Consider the following 20,238-nt stretch of genomic DNA (forward strand, 5'->3'; position numbering starts at 1 on the left):
CGCTCCATGACGTGGTTCTATCCGGTGTTGACGCGCGTCGCATCCGGTGGCGCGGGCACGCGGGTAGCGGCATCACCGGGTCGGATAGCGTGCGCCGGGTGATCAACCCGATGAGTACCCATGTCCGCTCCGCCGCGCCGACGGATCTGGCTGGCGCAGCCGACACCCTCGCGGCCGCGTTCGCCGACTATCCCTGGACCCGCTTCGTCATCCCCGACGACGGCTACGCCGAGCGACTGCGCAGGATCCAGTTCCTCTACCTGCGTCATGCGCTCCAGCACGGGATTGTCGGCGTCACCGATCCGGCTGGCGGGGTGATCGCGCTCCTCCCGCCGGACGCCCCCGAGCCCGACCCCGCGACCGTGCAGGAGATCATCGCGCTCCACGGCGATCGAGCGGGTCGGCTCGCGCCCGGCGACAGCGCGCCACCGGCTGCGGAATCCGAGACCGCGGCGCCCGCACCGTGGCGACTCGAGACCCTCGGCGTACGCCCTGACCGGCAGGGTGCTGGGCTCGGCAGTGCGCTGGTGCGGTTCGGGCTCGAGGCCGCAGCGCGACACGCCGCGCACGCCGCACACGCAATCGCGCTGGAGACCTCCGATCCGCGAAACGTGCGGCTCTACGAGCGATTCGGTTTCGCCACCGTCGCGCACGCCGAGGTACCCGGCGGGCCTCCCGTGTGGGTGATGCGCTGCGACGCGGCCCCGCTGTGACCATCAGCAGACTCGCGCCGCGGATAAATGTCGACACCATTGCGAAGATTCGCAGCTTTCACCGCAGTGGTGCCAACAAGGATCGCAAAGGTGTAGACCAGCCGGGCTGGGCGGGGCCAGGCGGTGCCGCGGACGTGTTGGGCGCGCCGTGGCCGGCCCCGACCGTGCCGGCGGGGCCGCGGTGGGCCCGGAAGTGGCCGTCGATCAGCCACAGCGCCGGAATCAGTCCCGGCCCAGCACCGCCCACGCCTGCTCGGCGAGCTCAGGCGTCGCGGCCGCGACCACCGTGCCGCCCTCCAGCGGCTGCCGCCCGTCCGGGCCGGTGATCACCCCGCCCGCGGCCTCGATGATCGGGATCAGCGCCACGATGTCGTAGGAGTTGAGGTCGGACTCGACGACCAGGTCGACCCGGCCGGCGGCGAGCATGCAGTAGGCGTAGCAGTCGCCGCCGAAGCGCTGGAGACGAACGCGTCGGCCGAGTTCGTCGTAGCGGTCGCGGGTCGAGCCGCTGTCACCGAACATCGACGGATGCGTCGTGTACAGGATCGCCTCGGACAGCTCCGTGCAGTCCGACGTGCGCAGGTCCGTGATCTGCACCGAACCACCGTCCGCGGCCGGGCGACGCACCACGGCGCGGCCGCCCACCGCCGAGAACGTCTCGCCCAGGATCGGCTGATCCATCCAGCCCGCCACCGCGCGCCCGTCCTCGACCACGCCGACGAGCGTCCCCCAACCCGCCATACCCGTGAGGAAGGCCTTCGTGCCGTCGATCGGATCCAGGTACCAGGTGCGGGGGGCGTCGGCGGGGCCCATGGGGCCGTTCTCCTCCCCCACCACGCGATCGCCCGGCGACATCGCATTGATCCCCGCGCGCAGCAGTTCCTCGATCGCGCGGTCGGCCTCGGTGACCGGGTCGTAGCCGCGGTGGGCGCCGGGGCCGCCGGCGGAATCGGCGCCGCCGGAATCCACGCTGGCAGCAGAATCGGCACCGCCACCAACGCCGTGACCAGCGCCTGCCGCGTTCTTGTCGGCGGCACCGAGCGCGGCGAGGTCACCGTGGAAGTGGCGGCGGGCGATCCGGCCGCTGGCGGCGAGCAACTCGTCGAGGCGCTCGATCTGATCCGGTCCGAGAGGGCGGGAGGGCCGTGGCGTCATCACACCATCGTGCCCCAGCCCCCGCTGCACCGCCGACCGGATCCCCCGTCTTGGCCCTCTACACGTGCGGAAACGGCTAACGTGTTCACACCGCCCACCAACAGAGCCGAGGCGCGATGACCGCCCTGATGGATTTCCTCTCGACCCGCCGGGTCCAGCTGGCCACGGATTCCTGGCAGCACGTCAGCGCCACCGTGCAGGCCGTGCTGCTCGCGACCGTGCTGTCGGTGGCGGTCGGGGTGGCCGTGTACCGCAGCCGCACCGGCTCGGCCGTGGCCACCGGACTCGCCGCCACCGCGCTGACCATCCCGTCGTTCGCGCTGCTCGGCCTACTCATCCCGCTGCTCGGGCTGGGCGTGCTGCCCACCATGACCGCCCTGGTCATCTACGCCGTACTGCCGATCCTGCGCAACACGATCGTCGGCCTGGACGCGGTGCCGGCCGCCACCGTGGACGCCGCGCGGGGGGTCGGGATGAGCCGACTCGGCGTGCTGAGCAGGGTCGAGCTGCCGCTCGCGTGGCCCTCGATCCTGGCCGGCATCCGGGTGTCCACGCAGATGTCGATGGGCATCCTCGCGATCGCCGCCTACGTCAAGGGGCCCGGCCTGGGGAACCTCATCTTCGCCGCCCTGTCCCGCGTGGGAACGCCCACCGCCCTGCCGATGGCGCTCACGGCGACCGTCCTCGTCGTCGTCCTCGCTCTTGTCCTGGACGCCCTGCTCGTCCTACTCGGCCGCCTCACCATCAGGGGGAACCAGTGACCACTTCCACCGGCCGCGAGGCCCACGCCGACGGGCCCCGCACCAACAGAACCCGCACCGACGGCCCCAATACAGCTGTCTCGGGCGTGCCGATCGTCCTGGACGGCGTCACCAAGATCTACCCCGGCCAGGAGCGGCCGGCCGTCGACCGCGTCTCGCTCGACCTGCCGGCCGGTCACACGACGGTGTTCGTGGGGCCGTCCGGCTGCGGCAAGACCACCACGATGCGCATGATCAACCGCCTCATCGAACCCACCTCCGGCACCATCACGATCGACGGCGAGGACAACCGCCGCCTCGACGCCGACACCCTGCGCCGCAGCATCGGCTACGCCATCCAGGCCTCCGGGCTGTTCCCGCACATGACGGTCGCGCAGAACGTCGCCACGGTGCCGCGGCTGCTCAAGTGGAACAAGAAGCGCACCCGCGAGCGCGTGGACGAGATGCTCGAGCTCGTCGGCCTGGCCCCCGGTGACTACCGTGATCGCTATCCCGCGCAGCTGTCCGGCGGGCAGCAGCAGCGCGTCGGCGTGGCCCGGGCGCTGGCCGCGGATCCGCCGGTGCTGCTCATGGACGAGCCGTTCGGCGCGGTGGACCCCATCACGCGCGCGTCGCTGCAGGACGAGCTGCTGCGGCTGCAGTCCGAGCTGCACAAGACGATCGTCTTCGTCACCCACGATTTCTCGGAGGCCGTGAAGTTGGGCGACCGGATCGCGGTGCTCGGCCCCGGCTCGTCCGTCCTGCAGTTCGACACCCCCGAGGCGATCCTGGCCAATCCGGCCGACGAGACGGTCGCCGGGTTCATCGGGGACGACGCCGCGCTCAAGACCCTCACCCTCCGGCGCGTGGGGGACGTGGACCTGGGGACGACGACGACGGCGAGGGTGTCCGACGACCCGGCCGAGTTCGCCGCCCGCCTGCGCCGATCCGATGACGAGTGGGCCGTGGTGCTGGACGAGGCCGGCCGCCCGGTGCGCTGGGTGCGCGGGGATCGGGTGGCGCAGATGCCGGACCTGGGCTCGGGGGGTCAGCTCGTGAGCGGCACGGTCACGGTCGATTCGACGCTCCAGGAAGCGCTGGACGGGCTGCTGTCGACGGCTAGTGCGACCACCGTGGTCGTCGACCGCGACGGCGCGTACCGGGGCACGATCGGGATCGACGACCTGGTCGACGAGTTGCGACGCATCCACCACCGGCACAACGACGACGAGCCCGCCGGTACCGACCCGGCCGACCCGTCATGAGCACACCCACGGCCACCGAGACGCTGGCCCGCGGAGACACCGCCCGGCTGTTCATCCAGCCGGCGGCGGTGATCATCGCAGTGGTCGGGGTGCTGTGGTGGGCGTTCGCGAGCCCGATGACCGAGACCCAGGCGGCGTCGCTCAACGCGGCGTCCATCACCGAGCGGACCCTCCAGCACGTCCAGATCACCGTGACGGTGACGCTGATCGTGGTGGCCGTGGGCGTGCCGCTGGGGATCATCCTGACCCGGCGGCGCACCCGGTTCCTCGCGCCGGTCGCGATCGGGATCGCCAACATCGGGCAGGCGGCGCCGGCGATCGGTCTGCTCGTGCTGCTGTTCCTGGTCACCAACCGGACCGGGTTCTGGATCGGTGTGCTGCCGGTGGCGTTCTACTCGCTGCTGCCGGTACTGCGGAACACGATCGTCGGCATCCACAACGTCGACCCCGCGCTCATCGACGCAGCCCGCGGCCAGGGCATGGCGCCGACGCGGGTCCTGCGCACGGTCGAGTTGCCGCTGGCGGTGCCGTTCATCCTCGCCGGCCTGCGCACCACACTCGTGCTGGCGGTGGGCACGGCCACGCTGAGCTTCCTCGTCGACGCCGGCGGGCTGGGCATCTTCATCGACACCGGGTACCGGCTCCAGGACTACAAGACGATGGTCGTGGGCGCTGTCCTCGCGGTGGCGCTGGCGCTGCTCGTGGACTGGCTCGGCGCGGTCGGCGAGGTCCTGTTCAACCCGAAGGGGCTGCGATGAGAAGCGTTGCGCGGGTGCGGAGGCTGCTGGCCTCTCTGCTGGCCGTGGTGCTCGTGGCGACCGGCTGCGGCCTGAACAACGGCGGCTCGGTGCCGCTTCCCGTGGGCCCCGGCTCGCAGGGCGTCGTGCCCGAGCTCGAGGGCGTGAAGGTGACTGTCGGCGGCAAGGACTTCACCGAGGGCGTGATCGCCAGCTACCTGGTGGAGTTCCTGCTCGCCGCGGCCGGCATGGACGTCTCCGACATGTCCTCGCTGGCCGGCTCCAACAGCTTCCGGCAGGCGCTGGTCACCGGGCAGGTGGACATCGGCATGGAGTACACCGGCACCGCGTGGATGAGTTACCTCGGCAACGACGAACCGGTGCGCGACCCGCAGCAGCAGTGGGAGGCCGTGCGCGATGCCGACCTGGCCGAGCACGACATCCGCTGGTTGCCGCCGACCACCGTGGACAACACCTATTCGTTCGCCATGAACCGGGCCACGGCCGAGGCCACCGGGGTGACCACGTTCTCCGAGTACGCCGACCTGGTGCGTTCCGATCCGCAGGCGGCCGTGAGCTGCATGGAGACCGAGTTCTCGGTGCGTCGGGACGGCTGGCCGGGCCTGGCGGAGGCCTACGGCTTCGACGCCGCGACCGTGCCGACGCCGATCATGCAGCCGGGGATCATCTACCAGGCCACCTCCGTGGGCCGCGAGTGCGCGTTCGGCGAGGTCTACACCACCGACGGCCGGGTCAAGGGCCTCGACCTGGTGGTGCTGGAGGACGACAAGCGGTTCTTCCCCGTCTACAACCTCGCCACGGTGGTGCGGGGCAGCTACCTGGACGCGCATCCGCAGATCGAACAGGTTCTGGAGCCCCTGATCGATCTGCTCACCAACGAGGTGATGGTGGAACTCAACATGCGTGTCGACGTGGACGGCGAGGATCCCGCGCTGGTCGCGAGGGATTTCCTGGTGGCCGAGGGGCTCGTGACGGCCGGCTGAGTCCGAGGTGGGTGCTGCGGCGGGAACGCGCGTGGCGGACAATCGCTGACACGACTACCGGCCAGGCGTCTGCGAGGAGGATTCCCATGCGCACCAACCCGCTCATCGCACTGCCGCGTTCCGCGCGGCGGTTGCCCCGGATGGCCCCGGATATGTCGCTGTTGCCGACGGGCCGGATCGTCACCCTCGCCGACGACGTGGTGACCAGGCTGTACGACACCGGCGAAGAGCACCTCCAGCCGGTGATCCTGCTGCACGGCATGGCCGCCACCGGCATGCTCAACTGGTATCAGACCTTTCAGCGCCTGCACGGCGAGTACCGGCTCATCGCCTACGACCAGCGCCATCACGGCATGGGCCACACCGGGAACTTCGACTTCCAGACCTTGTCGGAGGACGTCCTGCGGGTCGCCGACCACCTGGAACTGGAGCAGCCCGCGGTGGGCGGGTACTCGATGGGCGGGATCGTGGCGCAGCTGGCCGCCCGTCCTGATCCCTCCCGGCTCGGCGGTCTCGTGCTGGCCGCCACCGGCACCGGCGCGCAGCGCAACGCCCTGGAGAAGGCGACCCTCGGCGGGTTCGCGCGGACGGCCCCGCTCCTCAACGCGGTCCCGGTGGAGGTAGCCCGCGAGATCGAGGAGGAGGTGCCCGGCCCTACCGCGTGGGCGTTGCGGGAGTTGTCGTCGGTCTCCCTCGCCGCGCATCGCACGGTGATCAGTCAGGTCGCGCGCTTCAACTCCACGTCGTGGCTGCATGAACTCGACCTTCCGGTGGCGATCGTCAAGACGATGCGGGACATCGCGTTCCCGCAGTCGATCCAGGACGAGATGGCCGACCTGCTGCCGCACAGCGCGGTGTTCCCGATCCAGGGCGGCCACGCGGTGTGCGCCACCCAGCCGGGCCGGTTCGCCAGCCGGATGCGCACCGCGATCGGCTGGGTGGTCTCCAACGGGCGCTGAAGTCCCCCACCGAAATCCCGTCGCCGGAGCGCCGCCCTGTGACGCCCGCTGGAACGCCGAGAACTAGATCACCGAGTAGCGCACCGCGGTCACCACAAAGACGGCCAGCGCGATCGCACCGAGAACCACGCCCCACAGGCCGCGCCGCTCGTTCGGCTCACCGCCGGCCATCATGCCGCCCGCCGGCCAGCGGGCGATCAGTCCGAAGGCGACCGCCATCAGCGCCGCGAGGAACGCCACGATGTTGAGCAGAGGCACCCACGAGAACAGCAGCGACCCGATCCCCAGGACCAGGGCGCGGGTGCCGAGATCCATGCCCTCGGACGATTTCCGGGGCTTCGAGCCGCGCGAGCGGGGGCGCATGGGCATGCCGCCAGCGTAGCGGCCGGCATGCCGCCCGCGATGCCACGACGGTCGCGGCCCGGTCGGCTAGCCGAAGAACTGCCCGGCGATGAACCCGGCCAGCAGCACCGCGAATCCGCCTATCTCGCCGACGACGAGCGCCCACATGCCGATGTGCAGCGACGCCGTGGGGTTCTCGAACTGATTGGTGGTGTCCTGCTTCGCGCCGTGGACGATGTAGGCCCCGATGGCCACGAGGAAGAAGAACACCAGTACGGAGGCGGCCGCGAGGTTCACCCACGTCGGCCAGCTGCTCAACTCCACGAACACCGCGATGAGCAGCGTGGCGAACGAATACAGCAGCGAAGCCCGGTGCGAGATGTCGACGTAAGGGTGCGCGAAGTGCTCCGGGCTGGTCGCCATCTGCCGGTACTTCCACACGCCGAGCACAAGTGCCAGCAGGAAGATCAGCCCGGCGGCGAGCAGCGTGAGCCGGGTGTCGATTCCGAGTTCCATGGGTCCTTTCGAGGGAGGCTAGAGAACAATCCACCTGACAAACCGTGGGGATTTGTAGACTTCGATCCTAGGTCACGTGGCCTGCCCGATGGCCGCGCAGCATCAATCTCGCTCACCGCCCTCCAGGAGAATCCATGCCGGATCACGTCGACTCCCCGCTCCGCCGCGTGCACGCCGCCGCGATCCAGTTGGAGGGCGTGCCCGGGCGGGTCGACCTCACGCTGGAACGCCTGGAGGCGATGATCGTCGAGGCCGGCGAGCGGGGCGCGAAACTCATCGCGGTGCCCGAGTTCTGCACGTCGCCGGTGCCGATGCGCGCCGAGGTCCACGCGGCGGTGCTGCCGCGCGATAACGCGGCGGTGGAGATGTTCCGACGGTTGGCCGCGTGGTACGGCGCGACGATCGGCGGTTCGATGTTGATCGCCGACGACGACGAGGTCTACAACCGCTATCACCTGGTCGAACCCGATGGCCGCGTCCACACTCATGACAAGGACCTGCCGACGATGTGGGAGAACTGCTTCTACACCGGAGGCCACGACGACGGCGCGTTCGACACCGCGCTCGGCGGGGTGGGGGTCGCGAGCTGCTGGGAGCTCATCCGCAACCAGACCGTGCACAGGCTGCGGGGTCGGATCGATATCGCGATGACGGGCACGCACTGGTGGACCGTGCCGAGCAACTGGGGAGGGCTCGCCTCGCGGGCGCTGGCTCCGGTCGCCCGGCGCAACCGCGCGCTGTCGGAGAACGCGCCCGCGGAGTTCGCCCGGCGGCTGGGGGTGCCGGTGCTGCAGGCCTCCCATTGCGGATCGATCCGATCGGACTTCCTGCTGGCACCGGGATCGGATCTCTCCGTCAGTTACGAGACCGAGTTCGTGGGAGCCACGCAGATAGTCGACCCGGACGGCACCGTCCTGGCCTCCCGGCGGACCACAGAGGGGCCCGGCGTCGTCTCTGCAGATGTCGAGCTCGGGGCCCGCGGTGGCGTCATTCCGGTGGGAGAAGATTTCTGGATTCCGGATCTGCCGCTACTGGTGCGCGGATACTGGCACCAACAGAATCTGGCGGGTCGGAGTTACTACAGGCGGTCAGGGCGGACAGCAGGCCTGCGGGCCGCGACGGGAGGTTGATGATCACATCGGAATCGGCGGGAGTCCCGCAACGCGTGTCGACCGGCCGGCTCCCCGGCTGGGACGAGGTCGAATCGCTCACCGTCACCGCCCACGAGCGCTACCGCGACCTGCACGACGGCACGGTCGCGGACTACATCCCCGTCCTCGCCGAGGCCGACCCCGGCCTGTTCGGTCTCGCCGTGAGCGAGGTCAGCGGTGCGGTTCACAGGGTCGGCGACAGCGCCCACACCTTCACAGTCCAGTCGGTGTCCAAGGCATTCGTCTACGCCCTCGTCTGCCGCGAGTACGGGCACGAGGTGGTCAAGGACCGGGTGGGCGTCAACAACACCGGCCTGCCCTTCAACTCGGTGATGGCGATCGAACTGAACGACGGCCACCCCATGAACCCGATGGTCAACGCGGGCGCGATCGCCACCACCGCGTTGATGCCGGCGCCACCCCGGCCGAGAAGTGGGAGCTGATCCGGACCGGCCTGTCCGCGTTCGCGGGCCGTCAGCTGACCATGGACGGCACGGTGTACGCCTCGGAGATGGGCAGCAATCACCGGAACAAGGCGATCGCGCGACTCCTGGAGAGCTACGGCCGGCTCGACGCCGACCCGCTGGAGATCGTCGACGTCTACACCCGGCAGTGCGCCCTCCTGGTGACGGCGGAGGATCTGGCGGTCATGGGCGCGACCCTCGCCGACGGCGGCGCGAACCCGGTGACCGGCGAGCAGGTGGTCTCCCCCGAGGTCTGCCGCGACACGCTGGCGATGCTCGCCGCGAGCGGCATGTACGAGAGATCCGGGGAGTGGCTGTTCGAGATCGGCATCCCCGCCAAGTCCGGGGTGGCCGGCGGGATCGTCGCGATCGCCCCTGGCAAGGGCGCGATCGGCGCGTTCTCGCCCCGCCTGAACTCGGCCGGGAACAGCGTGCGCGGCCAGCGGGCGATCGCCTACCTCTCGCGAGCCCTCGGGCTCAACCTCTTCGCCTCCGATGCGGACGCGCGGATCGGCGGGACCGTCGCAGCGGAAAGGACACGTTCATGACCACCACGACGCCCATGCACCACGAGCAGGAGGAACGCCGGTCCTGGCTCCCGATGGTCGGGCTCTTCCTCGGCCAGATCGTCATGTCGTTCAACGTCTCCGCGCTACCGATCTCGATCGGCGGGATGGTCTCCGATTTCGGGGTCCCTCCCACGGTCGCCGGGTCGACGATCGTCATCTACGGCCTGGTGGTGGCAGCCCTGGTGATGACCGGGGCCAAACTCGGTCAACGCCTCGGGTGGGTGCGGATCTTCCGTATCGTCGTCGTCGTCTTCGCCTGTTCCTCCCTCATGATGATCTTCTCCCCCTCGGTGGGCTGGGCGATCGCGGGGCAGGCCCTCGCCGGCGCCGCGGCGGCGATCATCGTCCCCGCGCTGGTGGCGCTGATCGCCGAGAACTACAGCGGTGACCAGCAGGCCACCGCGATCGGCTCGCTGGGGTCTGCCCGCGCGCTGGCCGGCGTGAGCGCGTTCCTCATCGGCGGCACCCTCGGCACCCTCGTGGGCTGGCGGCCCGTCTTCTGGATCGTGTTCGCGATCGCGGTCGCCGTGTTCGCGCTGAGCTTCACGCTGCGGTCCGACCGCGGCGACTCGTCGATCACGATCGACGTGGTGGCCGCGTTCCTCATCGGCATCGCGATCATGGTCCTCACCCTGGGGTTCAACAACCTCAACGCGTGGGGCGCGTTCTTCGCCGGGCCCGGCGCGCCGTTCGACCTCGGGGGGATCTCGCCCGCCCCGATGCTCATCGTGGTGGGCATCATCCTGGGCCAGGCGTTCTTCCTGTGGACGAGGCGCCGCATCCGCGAGGGCAAGGTCCCGCTGGTCGACCTGTCGGTTCTCGGTTCGGGGCGCGAACGTGCGGCCGTGTACGCGATGTTCATCGTGGTGGCGCTCGAGGCGGCCCTGAACTTCACCGTGCCCCTCTACATCCAGGTGGTGCAGGGACGCACCCCGTTCGAGACGTCGCTGGCGATGATGCCCTTCAACATCACCGTGTTCATCACCGCGACGCTGATCGTGCGCTTCTACAAGCGGTTCAGCCCGCGCACGATCGGGGTCGCCGCGTTCACGCTGGCCACCGCCGCGCTGGTGTGGCTGTCGTTCGTGGTGAACAACAACTGGGAGACGCTGCCCACGATCATCGGGCTGGTGGCGTTCGGTATCGGCCAGGGCGCGCTCGTGACGCTCGTGTTCAACGTCCTCGTCACCTCCGCCCCGGCCGAGCTCGCCGGCGACGTGGGCTCGATCCGCGGCAGCACCCAGAACCTCGCCTCCGCGGTCGGCACGGCCGTGGTCGGCGCGCTACTCGTGGCGCTGCTCAGCGTCGGCATCGGCAGGGCCGTGGTCGAGCACCCGGCGCTGCCGCCTGAGCTCATCGCGCAGGTGGACCTGGACAGCGTGAACTTCGTGTCCAACGACGACCTCGACGAGGTGCTGGCCCGGACCGACGCCACCGCCGAGCAGATCGACTACGCGGTGCAGCTCAACGAGGAGGAGCGCCTGCGGGCCCTCAAGATGGGGCTGCTGATCCTCGCCGGGATCAGCGCGCTGGCGATCCTGCCGGCGTCGCGGCTGCCGCGCTATCGGCCGCACGAGATCGCCGCCGGTTAGTGCGGTTCCCCGGCTGACCGGCCGGCCCCGGCCTGCAGGGTCGGTCGGCCGGTCGGGCGGCGGCCGGGCCCTTCAGCGGGATTCGTCCAGCCGCGCCACCCGGCGGACGCCCGCCGTCTGGCGGTACGAGGACTCGACCAGCTCGGCCACCTCATCCCAGTCCACGTCGCCTGCGTCCAGCGGCAGGGCCAGCCACCCGGCCGGGCCGTAATAGGCGGGCACGTGGAACCTCTCGTCCTGGTCCAGCGCCAGACGCTCGGCCGGATCCGGAAGGACGAGCAGGGCCCGATCGAGCAACGGATCGGCGTGGTCGCCCTTGACCTTGCCGCCGTAGACCGCGAACACCTTGGTCGTGAACCAGACCACCCGGCCGTGGGAGATCTTCTCCGCGGCGTCCGGGAACTCCATGCAGATGCCCCGCAGCCGGGCGAGCAGCGGATCGTCGGCGTCGAACATGATCGGGTGTGCCACGCGGATAAGAATACGACCGGGGCCGGGCCGGACTGCGCGACTTGCGCGAACCGAATTTCGCCGAGTGGTCTGACCCGCTCACATTCTCCCAGGACAGGCCCTGGCGCCAGCAAGATTTGCGACCACGCGACAACAGCGCGAGCGGCAGACCCGGCCCGGCCGGCACCCCGCGGCCCGGCAGCGCGGGCGGCACACCCGGCCGGCTTTCTGCGGCGCGCGCCCCGCGCGACCTACCCCGCGGGCAGATCAGAGATGGACGTCGTTGTAGGCGCGCTCGTCCTCGATCGGCTCGAGGTGGCTGGCGATGTGGGAGTTCGGCAGGGCCGCGTGGATCTCCTGCTCGACCGTCTCCACCAGGTCGTGCCCGCGATCGACGCTCCAGTCCCCCGGCACCAGGGCGTGGAACTCGACGAAGCGCCACTTGCCTGACTCACGGGTGCGCAACTCGTGGAAGTCGACGCGCCCCGGCTCGCGATGGCGATCCAGCACTTCCTCGATCGCCCGGTTGTCCTCTTCCGGGAGGGTTGCGTCCATCAGCCCCATCCCGGATTCCTTGACCAGCTTGTAGCCGATGAACAGGATGTTCAGCCCCACTCCTATCGCCACCAACGGGTCGAGGATCTCCCACCCGGTGAGCCACGCGAGCGTCAGGCCCACCACCACGCCGACGGAGGTGATCACGTCGGTGATGAGGTGCTTGCCGTCCGCCTTGAGGGTCGGCGAGCGGTGTGTGGTGCCGGCTCGCACGAGAGCCGCCCCGACGATCCCGTTGATCACCGCGGCGACCACCGAGATCGCCAGGCCGACGCCCATGGATTCCAGCGGTGCCGGATTGATGATGCGCTCGACACTCACCACGAGGATGAACGCGGCGGCTATGAAGATCATCGCGCCCTCGACGCCCGCCGAGAAGTACTCGGCCTTGGAGTGTCCGTACTGGTGGTCGTCGTCGGCCGGTCGCTCGGCGACGGTCACCGCCCCGACCGCGATGAGGGCGGCGACCAGGTTGACCACCGACTCCGCGGCATCGGAGAGCAGGCCCACCGAACCGGTGACATACCAGGCCGCCATCTTGAGCACGATGGTGACGATCGCCGTGGCCACCGAGAGCCACGCGAACTTCTTGAGTATCGACACGCGGACGAGCCTAGTCCGACCACCAGCGGTCCCGCTCCGGCGCTCGTCCGCCCCGATCCGACCCTCGGGACCGCCCTCCCGGGCAGCGTGATGCCGGTAGTCTCGTGACATGCACGTAGGACTGATCTGGCTCGGGGCAGCAGTGCTGCTCGCCGCCGGAGAAGCGGCGGGTGGCGAACTGTTTCTGCTCATGCTGGCCGCCGGGGCGCTCGGGGGTGCGGGCGCGGCGTTCCTCGGCGTGCCGATCTGGGGGCAGGCTCTGGCGTTCGCCCTCGTCTCCGTCATCATGCTCGTCGCCGTGCGCCCGGTCGTCCGACGTCGTCTCCTCGCGGCACTGCCGGAGCACGACACCAACACCGCAGCGCTGACCGGGCGGGACGGAACCGTCGTCGAGGCCATCGACTCCTCGAGCGGGCTGATCGAGATTTCCGGGGACACCTGGACGGCGCGGCCGCTCATCGAGGGCGAGACGTTCGCCGCGGGCGAGAAGATCCTCGTGCATGAGATCGAGGGCGCCACGGCCATCGTCGTGCGCGGCTTCTAGGACCGTCGCGGACTCCGCATCGGTCTGACCAATAAACCCGACACGCACGACACAACCAGAGGAATGCCATGGGTGGATTGATCTTCCTTGCCGTCATCGTCATATTAATCGCCTCGGTGGTGGTGAGCTCGGTCAAGCTCATCCCCCAGGCGGAGGCCGCCGTCATCGAGCGGCTCGGTCGCTACCAACGAACCGCCAGCGGTCAGCTGACGCTGATCATCCCGTTCATCGACAGGGTGCGTGCCAAGGTCGACCTGCGCGAGCGGGTCGTCACCTTCCCGCCGCAGTCGATGATCACCGAGGACAACCTCACGCTGAGCATCGACACGGTCGTCTATTTCCAGGTCACCGACCCCAAGTCGGCGGTCTACGAGATCAACAACTACATCATCGCTGTGGAGCAGCTCGCCACCACGACACTGCGTAACGTCGTCGGCGGTCTGACGCTCGAGCAGACGCTCACCAGCCGCGACATGATCAACAAGCAGCTGCGTGGCGTGCTCGACTCCGAGACGGGTCGCTGGGGACTGCGTGTGGCCCGCGTCGAGCTGCGGTCGATCGATCCGCCTCCCTCCATCCAGGACTCGATGGAGAAGCAGATGCGCGCCGACCGCGAGAAGCGCGCCACCATCCTCACCGCCGAGGGCCAGCGCGAGGCTGCGATCACCACGGCGCAGGGCGCCAAGCAGGCCGCGATCCTCGACGCCGAGGGCAACAAGCAGGCGGCCATCCTCTCGGCCGAGGCCGATCGCCAGTCCCGCATGCTGCGCGCGCAGGGTGAGCGTGCGGCGCGCTACCTCGTCGCCGAGGGCCAGGCCGCGGCGATCGCCCGCGTCAATGCGGCGGTCAAGGCGTCCAAGCCGACGCCGGAGATGCTGGCCTACCAGTACGTGCAGAATCTGCCGGAGATGGCCAAGGGCGACGCCGCCACCATGTGGATGATCCCGTCGCAATTCGGCGACTCGCTGGAGAATTTCGTCAAGGCCGTCGCGAAGAAGGACGACGACGGGGTGTTCCGCTACGAACCCTCCGAGGTCGACACGGATGCGGATCTGCCGTCCGCGCCGGACGCGTGGTTCGACACCTCCACCGATCCCGAGATCGCGCGGTCCGTCGCCATGGCGGAGGCCGCGGCGAAGGGCACCACCTCGGTAACCGAAGAAGAGACCCGCGCGAGCAAGCCCAGGCCCGGCGTCTTCGACATGGTTCCCGAATCCGAGGGTGGGGCCGCGCCCGACCCCTCTACATCTGGCCAGGCTGCACCCGGACAGGCCGGCACAGCCGCAATCGACGGGCCGCAGGCCCCACAGCCTGGGACTTCGCCCAGCAGCTACAGTGCCTACCCGGTCGAGGGCGAGCAGTCCCGCTGACCATCTGCGTCGACCAGCTCCACGGTGACGCCTCACGGCCCACCCACAGGTCGTAACATGAAAGAGTGACACGTAACACTCGCCGCGGCGCCGACCGTCCTGCCGACGCAGCGCCTGACAGCACAGCGTCCGGTGATGCATCCTCCGACAGCCCTTCTGCGGAGGATGCGGACGGCGGCGCCGCTGTCGTTCATGACGCGGAGGACATCCGCATCATCGAGGTGGCGTGTTCGGTCCTCGCCGAGCGCGGGATCAAGGCGTCGAGCACGGACGTCATCGCACGAGCGGCCGGCGTGACCCGGGTGACCCTCTACCGGCGACTTGGGACGCGCGACCAGATGCTCCGCGCCATCTACGCGCACGAGGCACAGCGGTTGATGATGTCCGTCAACGCCCGGTTCACGTCGTTCGAGTCGCTGGAATGGGACCCGGTGCGGCACGTCGAGGATCTGCTCGTGGGCACGGTGTTCGACATCCGCGAGAGCGAGTTAGTCCGCCGGCTCATCGAGGTGGACAAGATCGAGACCATGGCCGTGCTGGCCGGGCAGTCCGACTCGGTGCTCGCCGCGATCACCGAGATCGTCGGGGAGTTCGTCCGCAACACGTGGGACGCCGACGTCCACACCCGCGCGATGACCGACACGGAGGTCGAGGACCTGTCGCGCGAGGTCGGCAGCGCCGTCGGCCGGTTCCTCCACTCGCTGGTGGTGATGCCCGACGGCCCGCCGCTCGTGCAGTCCGAGGACGAAATCCGTGGCCTCGCGCGGCGCGTGCTCGTCCCGATGATCTTGCAGCGCTGAGCGTCCGACAACAGCGCCGGGGAACCCTGCTCGTCACGCCAAGCGCCGCTACAGCGCGGTGGGCAGGCTCTCCGCACCGAGTTCGTGTTCCAGCGCCTCACGCAGTCGCGGGTAGCGGAAGTGATGATCGAGCTCGGTCAGCGCGTGAGGCAGGACCCGCTGATCCGCCAACGCGAGTTCGTCAGCGCCTCGGCTGCCGAGAAGCAGCCCGGGTGCCCACCCCGGCACCGGGACCACCGTCGGGCGATGCAGCACAGCGCCGAGTTCCCGCGTGAAGTCCTCGTTGGTGACCGGCTCCGGCGCGGTTCCGTTGACGACACCGGCGAGCGCCGGGTCGACGATCGCCCGCAGGTAGATGTCTGTGAGGTCGTCGAGCGAAATCCACGACATCCACTGCCGCCCGGAGCCGAGGCGACCGCCCAGGCCGGTGCGGGTGATCGCCGCCAGCGGCGACAGCATCCCGCCGGCCGCCGAGAGCACGAGCCCGGTTCGCACGTTCACCACGCGCGCACCGGCCTGCCGGGCGGGTTCGCAGGCGCGCTCCCAGTCCGCGACGATCGCGGCGAGCGACCCGGTCCCATTGGCCGCCGATTCGGACAGTGGTTCCCCGCCGCGGTCGGCGCCGTAGAAGCCGACGGCCGACGCACACACCATCGCGGTGGCGCCGTCGCGCTCGGCCACGAGTTCCGCAAGCCGGCGGGTGGGGTCGATCCGGCTGTCGCGAACCTTCCGCAGATGGCTGCCGGTGAAACGACCGGCGATCGACGCGCCGGCCAGGTGGACCAAGACGTCGACGCCGTCGAGCAGATCAGGCACAGGAGCGGCCGGGTCCCAGACGCGCTCGGACCGGAGAGCGCGGGCGGGGTCGACGGCGTTGTCGTCGTCGTGGTTCCCGGCGCCGTCTCTACCGGCGTCGTCTCTACCGGCGTCGTCTCTACCGGCGTTGAGACCACCGCCCGGGCGGGTCAGCCGGATGACCCGGTGCCCCGCGACGCCGAGGAGCGCGGTTACCGCCGTGCCGATAAGGCCTGACGCTCCCGTCACCGCGACGGTCAGGGGCTTCGTCGCCGGCGCCGCTGCCGAGCCGAACTGCGCGATCGTCTCCAGGTCGGCGGCCATCTGGCGGTACCGGTAGGCGAACACACGCGTCAGCATCGGCTCGGGGACGCGAGCCTCGACGCGATCGCCGAGCATTGTGGCGCCGGACGGGCCGGCGGTCACCGTGTGCACGTGCACCCAGCCGGTCGCCGTGGCGTAGGGCTCTGACACGCAGCGGTCGACGAAGCGCTCACCGTCGACGAAACCCTGGGGATCGTGCCGCGCGACCCACCGGGGGCCGAACCGTGCGGCCAGCGGTCCCGGCAGCGCGGTTCGGGGTTCGAGTACGGCCTCGCCGTCGCGCAGCGATCCCGCCTCGTGCACCGGGCGCAAGGACATGAACGGTGGGGACAGCCGCCGCAGCGCGCCCGGCGCGGCGAGGTAGCGCCACGCCTCGGCCGGGGGCACGGGAACCGTGCAGCTGACGTCGATGCTCATCGCTTACTCCCTCATGCGTGAGCGTCCTGAAGCTCGCGCGAATCGTGTGGGTTGTGCGGGCCGTGCCCGGCGAGGGTAGTCCGGCGCGGGTCGCCCGGCCACCAGACCTTGTCACCGACCAGGGTGAACAGTGCCGGGACGACGAGCGTGCGAACGACGAAGGTGTCGAGCAGCACGCCGAGCGCCACGATCACGCCGACCTGGGTGAGCACGATCAGCGGCAGCACGCCGAGCACCACGAACACCGAGGCCAGCACGATGCCGGCGGAGGTGATGACGCCGCCGGTCAGCGCGACGGCACGAACCATGGCCTCGCGGGTGGCGTGGGTGGCCGCCTCCTCCCGGGCGCGGATCGTCAGGAAGATCGAATAGTCCACGCCCAGCGCCACCAGGAACAGGAAGCTGTACAGCGGCACCGAGACGTCCAGTCCGGGGAAGCCCAGGATCTGGGTGGTGACGAAGGTGCCGAGCCCGAGCGCGGCGACCGACGACAACACCGTCGCCGCCATCACCAGCAACGGGGCGATCAGGGACCGCAGCACGAGCATCAGGACGACGAAGACCACCAGCAGGATGAGCGGCGCGATCAGCGTGAAGTCGCGGACGTTGCCCTCGGAGGTGTCGACCGCCTTGGCGACCGAACCACCGACGAGCGCCTCGGAGCCGGGGACCGTGTCAACGGCGTCGCGTAGGCCGAGCACACTCTCCTCCGAGCGTTCGGTGGCCGGAGCGGCGTCCAAGACGACGTTCACCCGGCTCCAGCCGGTGCCGGATTCTCCCGACGGGGTAGCGGAGACCACGCCCGTGACGTCCTGGACGGCCTCGAGGACCTGCCCCTCGGTTCCCGTACGGGTGACGATCGTGACGGGGTCGGTGACGCCGGCCGGGTAGTGCTCGGCCGCCGTCTCCAGACCTGCGGCTGATTCGGACGCGGTGCGGAACTGCTCGGTCTGACTCAGTCCCACGCGCGTGCCGAGGAGCCCGCACGCCAGCACGACCAGGAGCAACACGCACGACACCAGAACGGTGACGGGCCTCCGGACCACACGCGAGGCGATCCGGCCCCAGATCCCGGGCGGGACCTCGTCGTCGAAGCCGGCGGGGGTCGTCGACGTGTGCAGTTCGTGTTTGCCGTGCTGCTCATGCTCGCCCCGCGTCGCGGAGCCCACCGCGGAGCCCGTGGGGGCGGGAGTGGCGGGGCGCGGGATGAACGGCCAGAACAGACCCCGGCCGCACACGGCGAGCGCGGCGGGCAGTGCGATCAGCGCGAAGATCACGGCGATGATCAGCCCGACTGCCGCGGAGATACCGAGCGAGCGGTAGTTGGGCAGGGTCGCCAGCAGCAGGGTGAGCAGAGCCAGGACGACGGTGATGTTGCTGGCCAGGATCGCGGGCACGGCACCGCGGTAGGCGGCGCGCAGGGCGCCGCGCCTGTCCTCGTTCTTGCGCAGTTCCTCGCGGTAGCGGGAGACGAGGAGCAGCGCGTAGTTTGTGCCGGCGCCGAAGACGAGGACGGAGACGATGCCCGACGTCGAGCCGTCGACGGTGACGCCCACGGCCTCCCCGAGCGCGGCGACGACGAGCGAGGCGACCCGGTCGGCGACTCCGATGATGAACAGCGGGACCAGCCACAGCACCGGGGAGCGGTAGGTGATGATGAGCAGCACCGCCACGACCAGCGCGGTGGCGGCCAACAGCCGGAAATCGGCGCCCTCGAACGCTGCGGCGGTATCGGCGGCGAAGGCCGGGCCACCGGTGAGCTGGGCACTCACGCCGTCGTCGAGACCGTCCGAGACGGCGGCGCGCATGTCGGCGACGAGCTCGTTCCCCTCGCCGCCCGACAGGATCTCGGAGTCGACCGGCACGAGCATCAGGGCGGCCGCACCGTCCTCGGACGGGATGGGCCCCTGCGCCGGGACGCCCACGACCCCGGACATCCGCTCGCCCGCGCCGACCGCGGCGGCGATGCCCTGCGGCCCCAGCTCGCCGCCGTCGGTCCGGCTCACGACCAGGACCGCCGGAACCGAGCCGGAGTCGGGGAACTCCGACTGGATCTGCGCCACGAGGGCGGACTCGGCGTCGTCGGGCAGCGTGTTGGGCGCCTCGGACGCGGACCCGGACGACGCGAACGCGAACACCGCACCGGCGGCCACCAGCATGACCAGCAGCATCACCCAGGCGGTCACCCGGCCGGTGAGGACACCGACCCAGCCGCTGTCGCGGGCAGCGCCGTGCGCGTCGGACCCCGTGAAAGCCGGGTCTGCCGGAGGTGCGTCCGGTGACGATTGATCCGCTGTCATCAGTTCCCTTGTCCGCGCATGAAGTGGGGCGCTCTTATACGCCTATGCGTTGTATTCGGAGAGGAACGCCGAAAGGATGGCATTGACCTCGTCCGGGCGCTCCATACTGGGCGAATGCCCCGCCCCGGGGATCTCGTGGAAGCTCGTGTCGGCGATGAGTTCCTCGAGCCGCCGCGACTTGGACGGCGGCGTCGCGGCATCCTCGGCGCCGACCATGATGAGGGTCGGCGCGATGATCCGGACGGCCTCGTCCTCACACGGGTCCCGGTCCGCCACGGACTCGATCGCCTTGGCCAGACCCGCACGGTCCGTCCGATCGAGCGCCGCCAGCCAGTCTTCCACCCACGGGGCGTCGATGTTTCCCGGGGCCAACATGATGGGCGCGACCCGAGCACGCAGCGGCCGGACCCCGGTGAGCCGGTACACCTTCGACAGCGTCTTGTACTTACTGCGATTGGCGGGCTCCTCGGCTGTGGCGGCGGTGTCCATGAGGGTCAGGGTGTGGACCGACTCCGGCTGCCGGGCCGCCAGGCGCATCCCCACGAAACCGCCCATCGACAGGCCCACGAAGTTCACCACGGGGATCTGCAGGTGGCGCAGCAACTCGGCCACGTCCACGGCGAGCGTGTCCATGTCGTACCCGCCCCGCGCCCGCGGCGAGTTGCCCTGGCCCCGGAAATCGATGGTCACGCAGCGGTAGTCCGCCCGGAGGTGTTCGATCTGGCGGTGGAACATCCAGCCCGAGAACAACAGTCCGTGGGCGAATAACACCACCGGGGCGTCCTCGCGGCCCTCGGGTACGCCGGTGTCGGTGTAGGCGATCGTGGTGTGGCCGCGGTGGAACGTGGGCATCGGGACTCCTCGTCAGAGCTG

Annotated in this window: 19 protein-coding genes and 1 pseudogene; 12 read left to right on the plus strand and 8 right to left on the minus strand. The window is 70.0% G+C overall.

Annotation, left to right across the window (positions count from 1 at the left end; translation table 11 throughout):
• Positions 1 to 98 precede the first annotated feature (98 nt).
• Positions 99 to 713 carry a GNAT family N-acetyltransferase gene (locus tag ACWGLC_RS14670; RefSeq protein WP_452100580.1) on the plus strand — a complete coding sequence of 205 codons (615 nt, stop codon included), beginning with the start codon at positions 99 to 101 and terminating at the stop codon, positions 711 to 713.
• Positions 714 to 935: 222 nt separating this feature from the next.
• Here the strand turns inward: ACWGLC_RS14670 and ACWGLC_RS14675 are convergent, their stop codons facing one another.
• Positions 936 to 1,868 carry an inositol monophosphatase family protein gene (locus ACWGLC_RS14675; protein WP_452100581.1) on the minus strand — a complete coding sequence of 311 codons (933 nt, stop codon included), beginning with the start codon at positions 1,866 to 1,868 and terminating at the stop codon, positions 936 to 938.
• Positions 1,869 to 1,984: 116 nt separating this feature from the next.
• Between ACWGLC_RS14675 and ACWGLC_RS14680 the strand changes: the two genes are divergently transcribed.
• The 5 genes from ACWGLC_RS14680 (at position 1,985) to ACWGLC_RS14700 (ending at position 6,573) form a co-directional block, all read left to right on the plus strand.
• Complete coding sequence (locus tag ACWGLC_RS14680; RefSeq protein ID WP_230930502.1) at positions 1,985 to 2,629, plus strand: ABC transporter permease; 645 nt, start codon at positions 1,985 to 1,987, stop codon at positions 2,627 to 2,629.
• 86 nt (positions 2,630 to 2,715) lie between these two features.
• Complete coding sequence (locus tag ACWGLC_RS14685; protein ID WP_452100606.1) at positions 2,716 to 3,873, plus strand: ABC transporter ATP-binding protein; 1,158 nt, start codon at positions 2,716 to 2,718, stop codon at positions 3,871 to 3,873.
• A complete protein-coding gene (locus tag ACWGLC_RS14690; protein WP_452100582.1) occupies positions 3,870 to 4,631 on the plus strand; it encodes an ABC transporter permease in 762 nt (253 codons plus the stop codon). The genes ACWGLC_RS14685 and ACWGLC_RS14690 overlap by 4 nt, the downstream gene beginning before the upstream one ends.
• Positions 4,628 to 5,614 carry a glycine betaine ABC transporter substrate-binding protein gene (locus tag ACWGLC_RS14695; protein WP_452100583.1) on the plus strand — a complete coding sequence of 329 codons (987 nt, stop codon included), beginning with the start codon at positions 4,628 to 4,630 and terminating at the stop codon, positions 5,612 to 5,614. The genes ACWGLC_RS14690 and ACWGLC_RS14695 overlap by 4 nt, the downstream gene beginning before the upstream one ends.
• Before the next feature lie 86 nt (positions 5,615 to 5,700).
• Positions 5,701 to 6,573 (plus strand): alpha/beta fold hydrolase, encoded by an 873-nt coding sequence (locus tag ACWGLC_RS14700; RefSeq protein WP_452100584.1) that lies wholly within the window; start codon positions 5,701 to 5,703, stop codon positions 6,571 to 6,573.
• A gap of 63 nt (positions 6,574 to 6,636) precedes the next feature.
• Here ACWGLC_RS14700 and ACWGLC_RS14705 read toward each other — a convergent pair whose 3' ends face one another.
• Positions 6,637 to 6,942, minus strand: a complete 306-nt coding sequence (locus tag ACWGLC_RS14705) for a hypothetical protein (protein WP_452100585.1) — start codon at positions 6,940 to 6,942, stop codon at positions 6,637 to 6,639.
• Between the two features lie 60 nt (positions 6,943 to 7,002).
• Positions 7,003 to 7,431 carry a hypothetical protein gene (locus ACWGLC_RS14710; RefSeq protein WP_452100586.1) on the minus strand — a complete coding sequence of 143 codons (429 nt, stop codon included), beginning with the start codon at positions 7,429 to 7,431 and terminating at the stop codon, positions 7,003 to 7,005.
• Positions 7,432 to 7,565: 134 nt separating this feature from the next.
• Here ACWGLC_RS14710 and ACWGLC_RS14715 point away from each other — a divergent pair, with 134 nt between their 5' ends.
• The 3 genes and pseudogenes from ACWGLC_RS14715 to ACWGLC_RS14725 all read left to right on the plus strand — a co-directional run bounded on the left by ACWGLC_RS14715 (position 7,566) and on the right by ACWGLC_RS14725 (position 11,207).
• Positions 7,566 to 8,561: a carbon-nitrogen hydrolase family protein gene (locus ACWGLC_RS14715; RefSeq protein WP_452100587.1), complete on the plus strand. Its 996-nt coding sequence runs from the start codon at positions 7,566 to 7,568 to the stop codon at positions 8,559 to 8,561.
• Positions 8,561 to 9,594 (plus strand): annotated as a pseudogene (gene glsA, locus ACWGLC_RS14720) (glutaminase A). Before ACWGLC_RS14715 ends, glsA begins: the two are co-directional and overlap by 1 nt.
• Complete coding sequence (locus ACWGLC_RS14725) at positions 9,591 to 11,207, plus strand: MFS transporter (protein ID WP_452100588.1); 1,617 nt, start codon at positions 9,591 to 9,593, stop codon at positions 11,205 to 11,207. Before glsA ends, ACWGLC_RS14725 begins: the two are co-directional and overlap by 4 nt.
• Positions 11,208 to 11,279: 72 nt before the next feature.
• Here ACWGLC_RS14725 and ACWGLC_RS14730 read toward each other — a convergent pair whose 3' ends face one another.
• Positions 11,280 to 11,678: an MmcQ/YjbR family DNA-binding protein gene (locus tag ACWGLC_RS14730; protein WP_344991776.1), complete on the minus strand. Its 399-nt coding sequence runs from the start codon at positions 11,676 to 11,678 to the stop codon at positions 11,280 to 11,282.
• A 246-nt stretch (positions 11,679 to 11,924) separates the two neighbouring features.
• Complete coding sequence (locus ACWGLC_RS14735) at positions 11,925 to 12,815, minus strand: cation diffusion facilitator family transporter (RefSeq protein WP_452100589.1); 891 nt, start codon at positions 12,813 to 12,815, stop codon at positions 11,925 to 11,927.
• Between the two features lie 109 nt (positions 12,816 to 12,924).
• Between ACWGLC_RS14735 and ACWGLC_RS14740 the strand changes: the two genes are divergently transcribed.
• The 3 genes from ACWGLC_RS14740 to ACWGLC_RS14750 all read left to right on the plus strand — a co-directional run bounded on the left by ACWGLC_RS14740 (position 12,925) and on the right by ACWGLC_RS14750 (position 15,529).
• Positions 12,925 to 13,359, plus strand: coding sequence for an NfeD family protein (locus ACWGLC_RS14740; RefSeq protein WP_452100590.1), 435 nt, complete (start codon positions 12,925 to 12,927; stop codon positions 13,357 to 13,359).
• A 68-nt stretch (positions 13,360 to 13,427) separates the two neighbouring features.
• Positions 13,428 to 14,729, plus strand: coding sequence for an SPFH domain-containing protein (locus tag ACWGLC_RS14745; protein ID WP_452100591.1), 1,302 nt, complete (start codon positions 13,428 to 13,430; stop codon positions 14,727 to 14,729).
• A 65-nt stretch (positions 14,730 to 14,794) separates the two neighbouring features.
• Complete coding sequence (locus tag ACWGLC_RS14750) at positions 14,795 to 15,529, plus strand: helix-turn-helix domain-containing protein (protein ID WP_452100592.1); 735 nt, start codon at positions 14,795 to 14,797, stop codon at positions 15,527 to 15,529.
• Positions 15,530 to 15,577: 48 nt separating this feature from the next.
• On the opposite strand, the gene ACWGLC_RS14755 is transcribed toward ACWGLC_RS14750, so the two are convergent.
• The 3 genes from ACWGLC_RS14755 to ACWGLC_RS14765 all read right to left on the minus strand — a co-directional run bounded on the left by ACWGLC_RS14755 (position 15,578) and on the right by ACWGLC_RS14765 (position 20,217).
• Positions 15,578 to 17,065: a TIGR01777 family oxidoreductase gene (locus ACWGLC_RS14755; protein WP_452100593.1), complete on the minus strand. Its 1,488-nt coding sequence runs from the start codon at positions 17,063 to 17,065 to the stop codon at positions 15,578 to 15,580.
• Between the two features lie 11 nt (positions 17,066 to 17,076).
• Positions 17,077 to 19,236: an MMPL family transporter gene (locus ACWGLC_RS14760; RefSeq protein WP_452100607.1), complete on the minus strand. Its 2,160-nt coding sequence runs from the start codon at positions 19,234 to 19,236 to the stop codon at positions 17,077 to 17,079.
• Between the two features lie 171 nt (positions 19,237 to 19,407).
• A complete protein-coding gene (locus tag ACWGLC_RS14765) occupies positions 19,408 to 20,217 on the minus strand; it encodes an alpha/beta fold hydrolase (protein ID WP_452100594.1) in 810 nt (269 codons plus the stop codon).
• Positions 20,218 to 20,238: the final 21 nt, after the last annotated feature.

The sequence above is a fragment of the Dietzia sp. NPDC055877 genome (genome assembly GCF_053615975.1).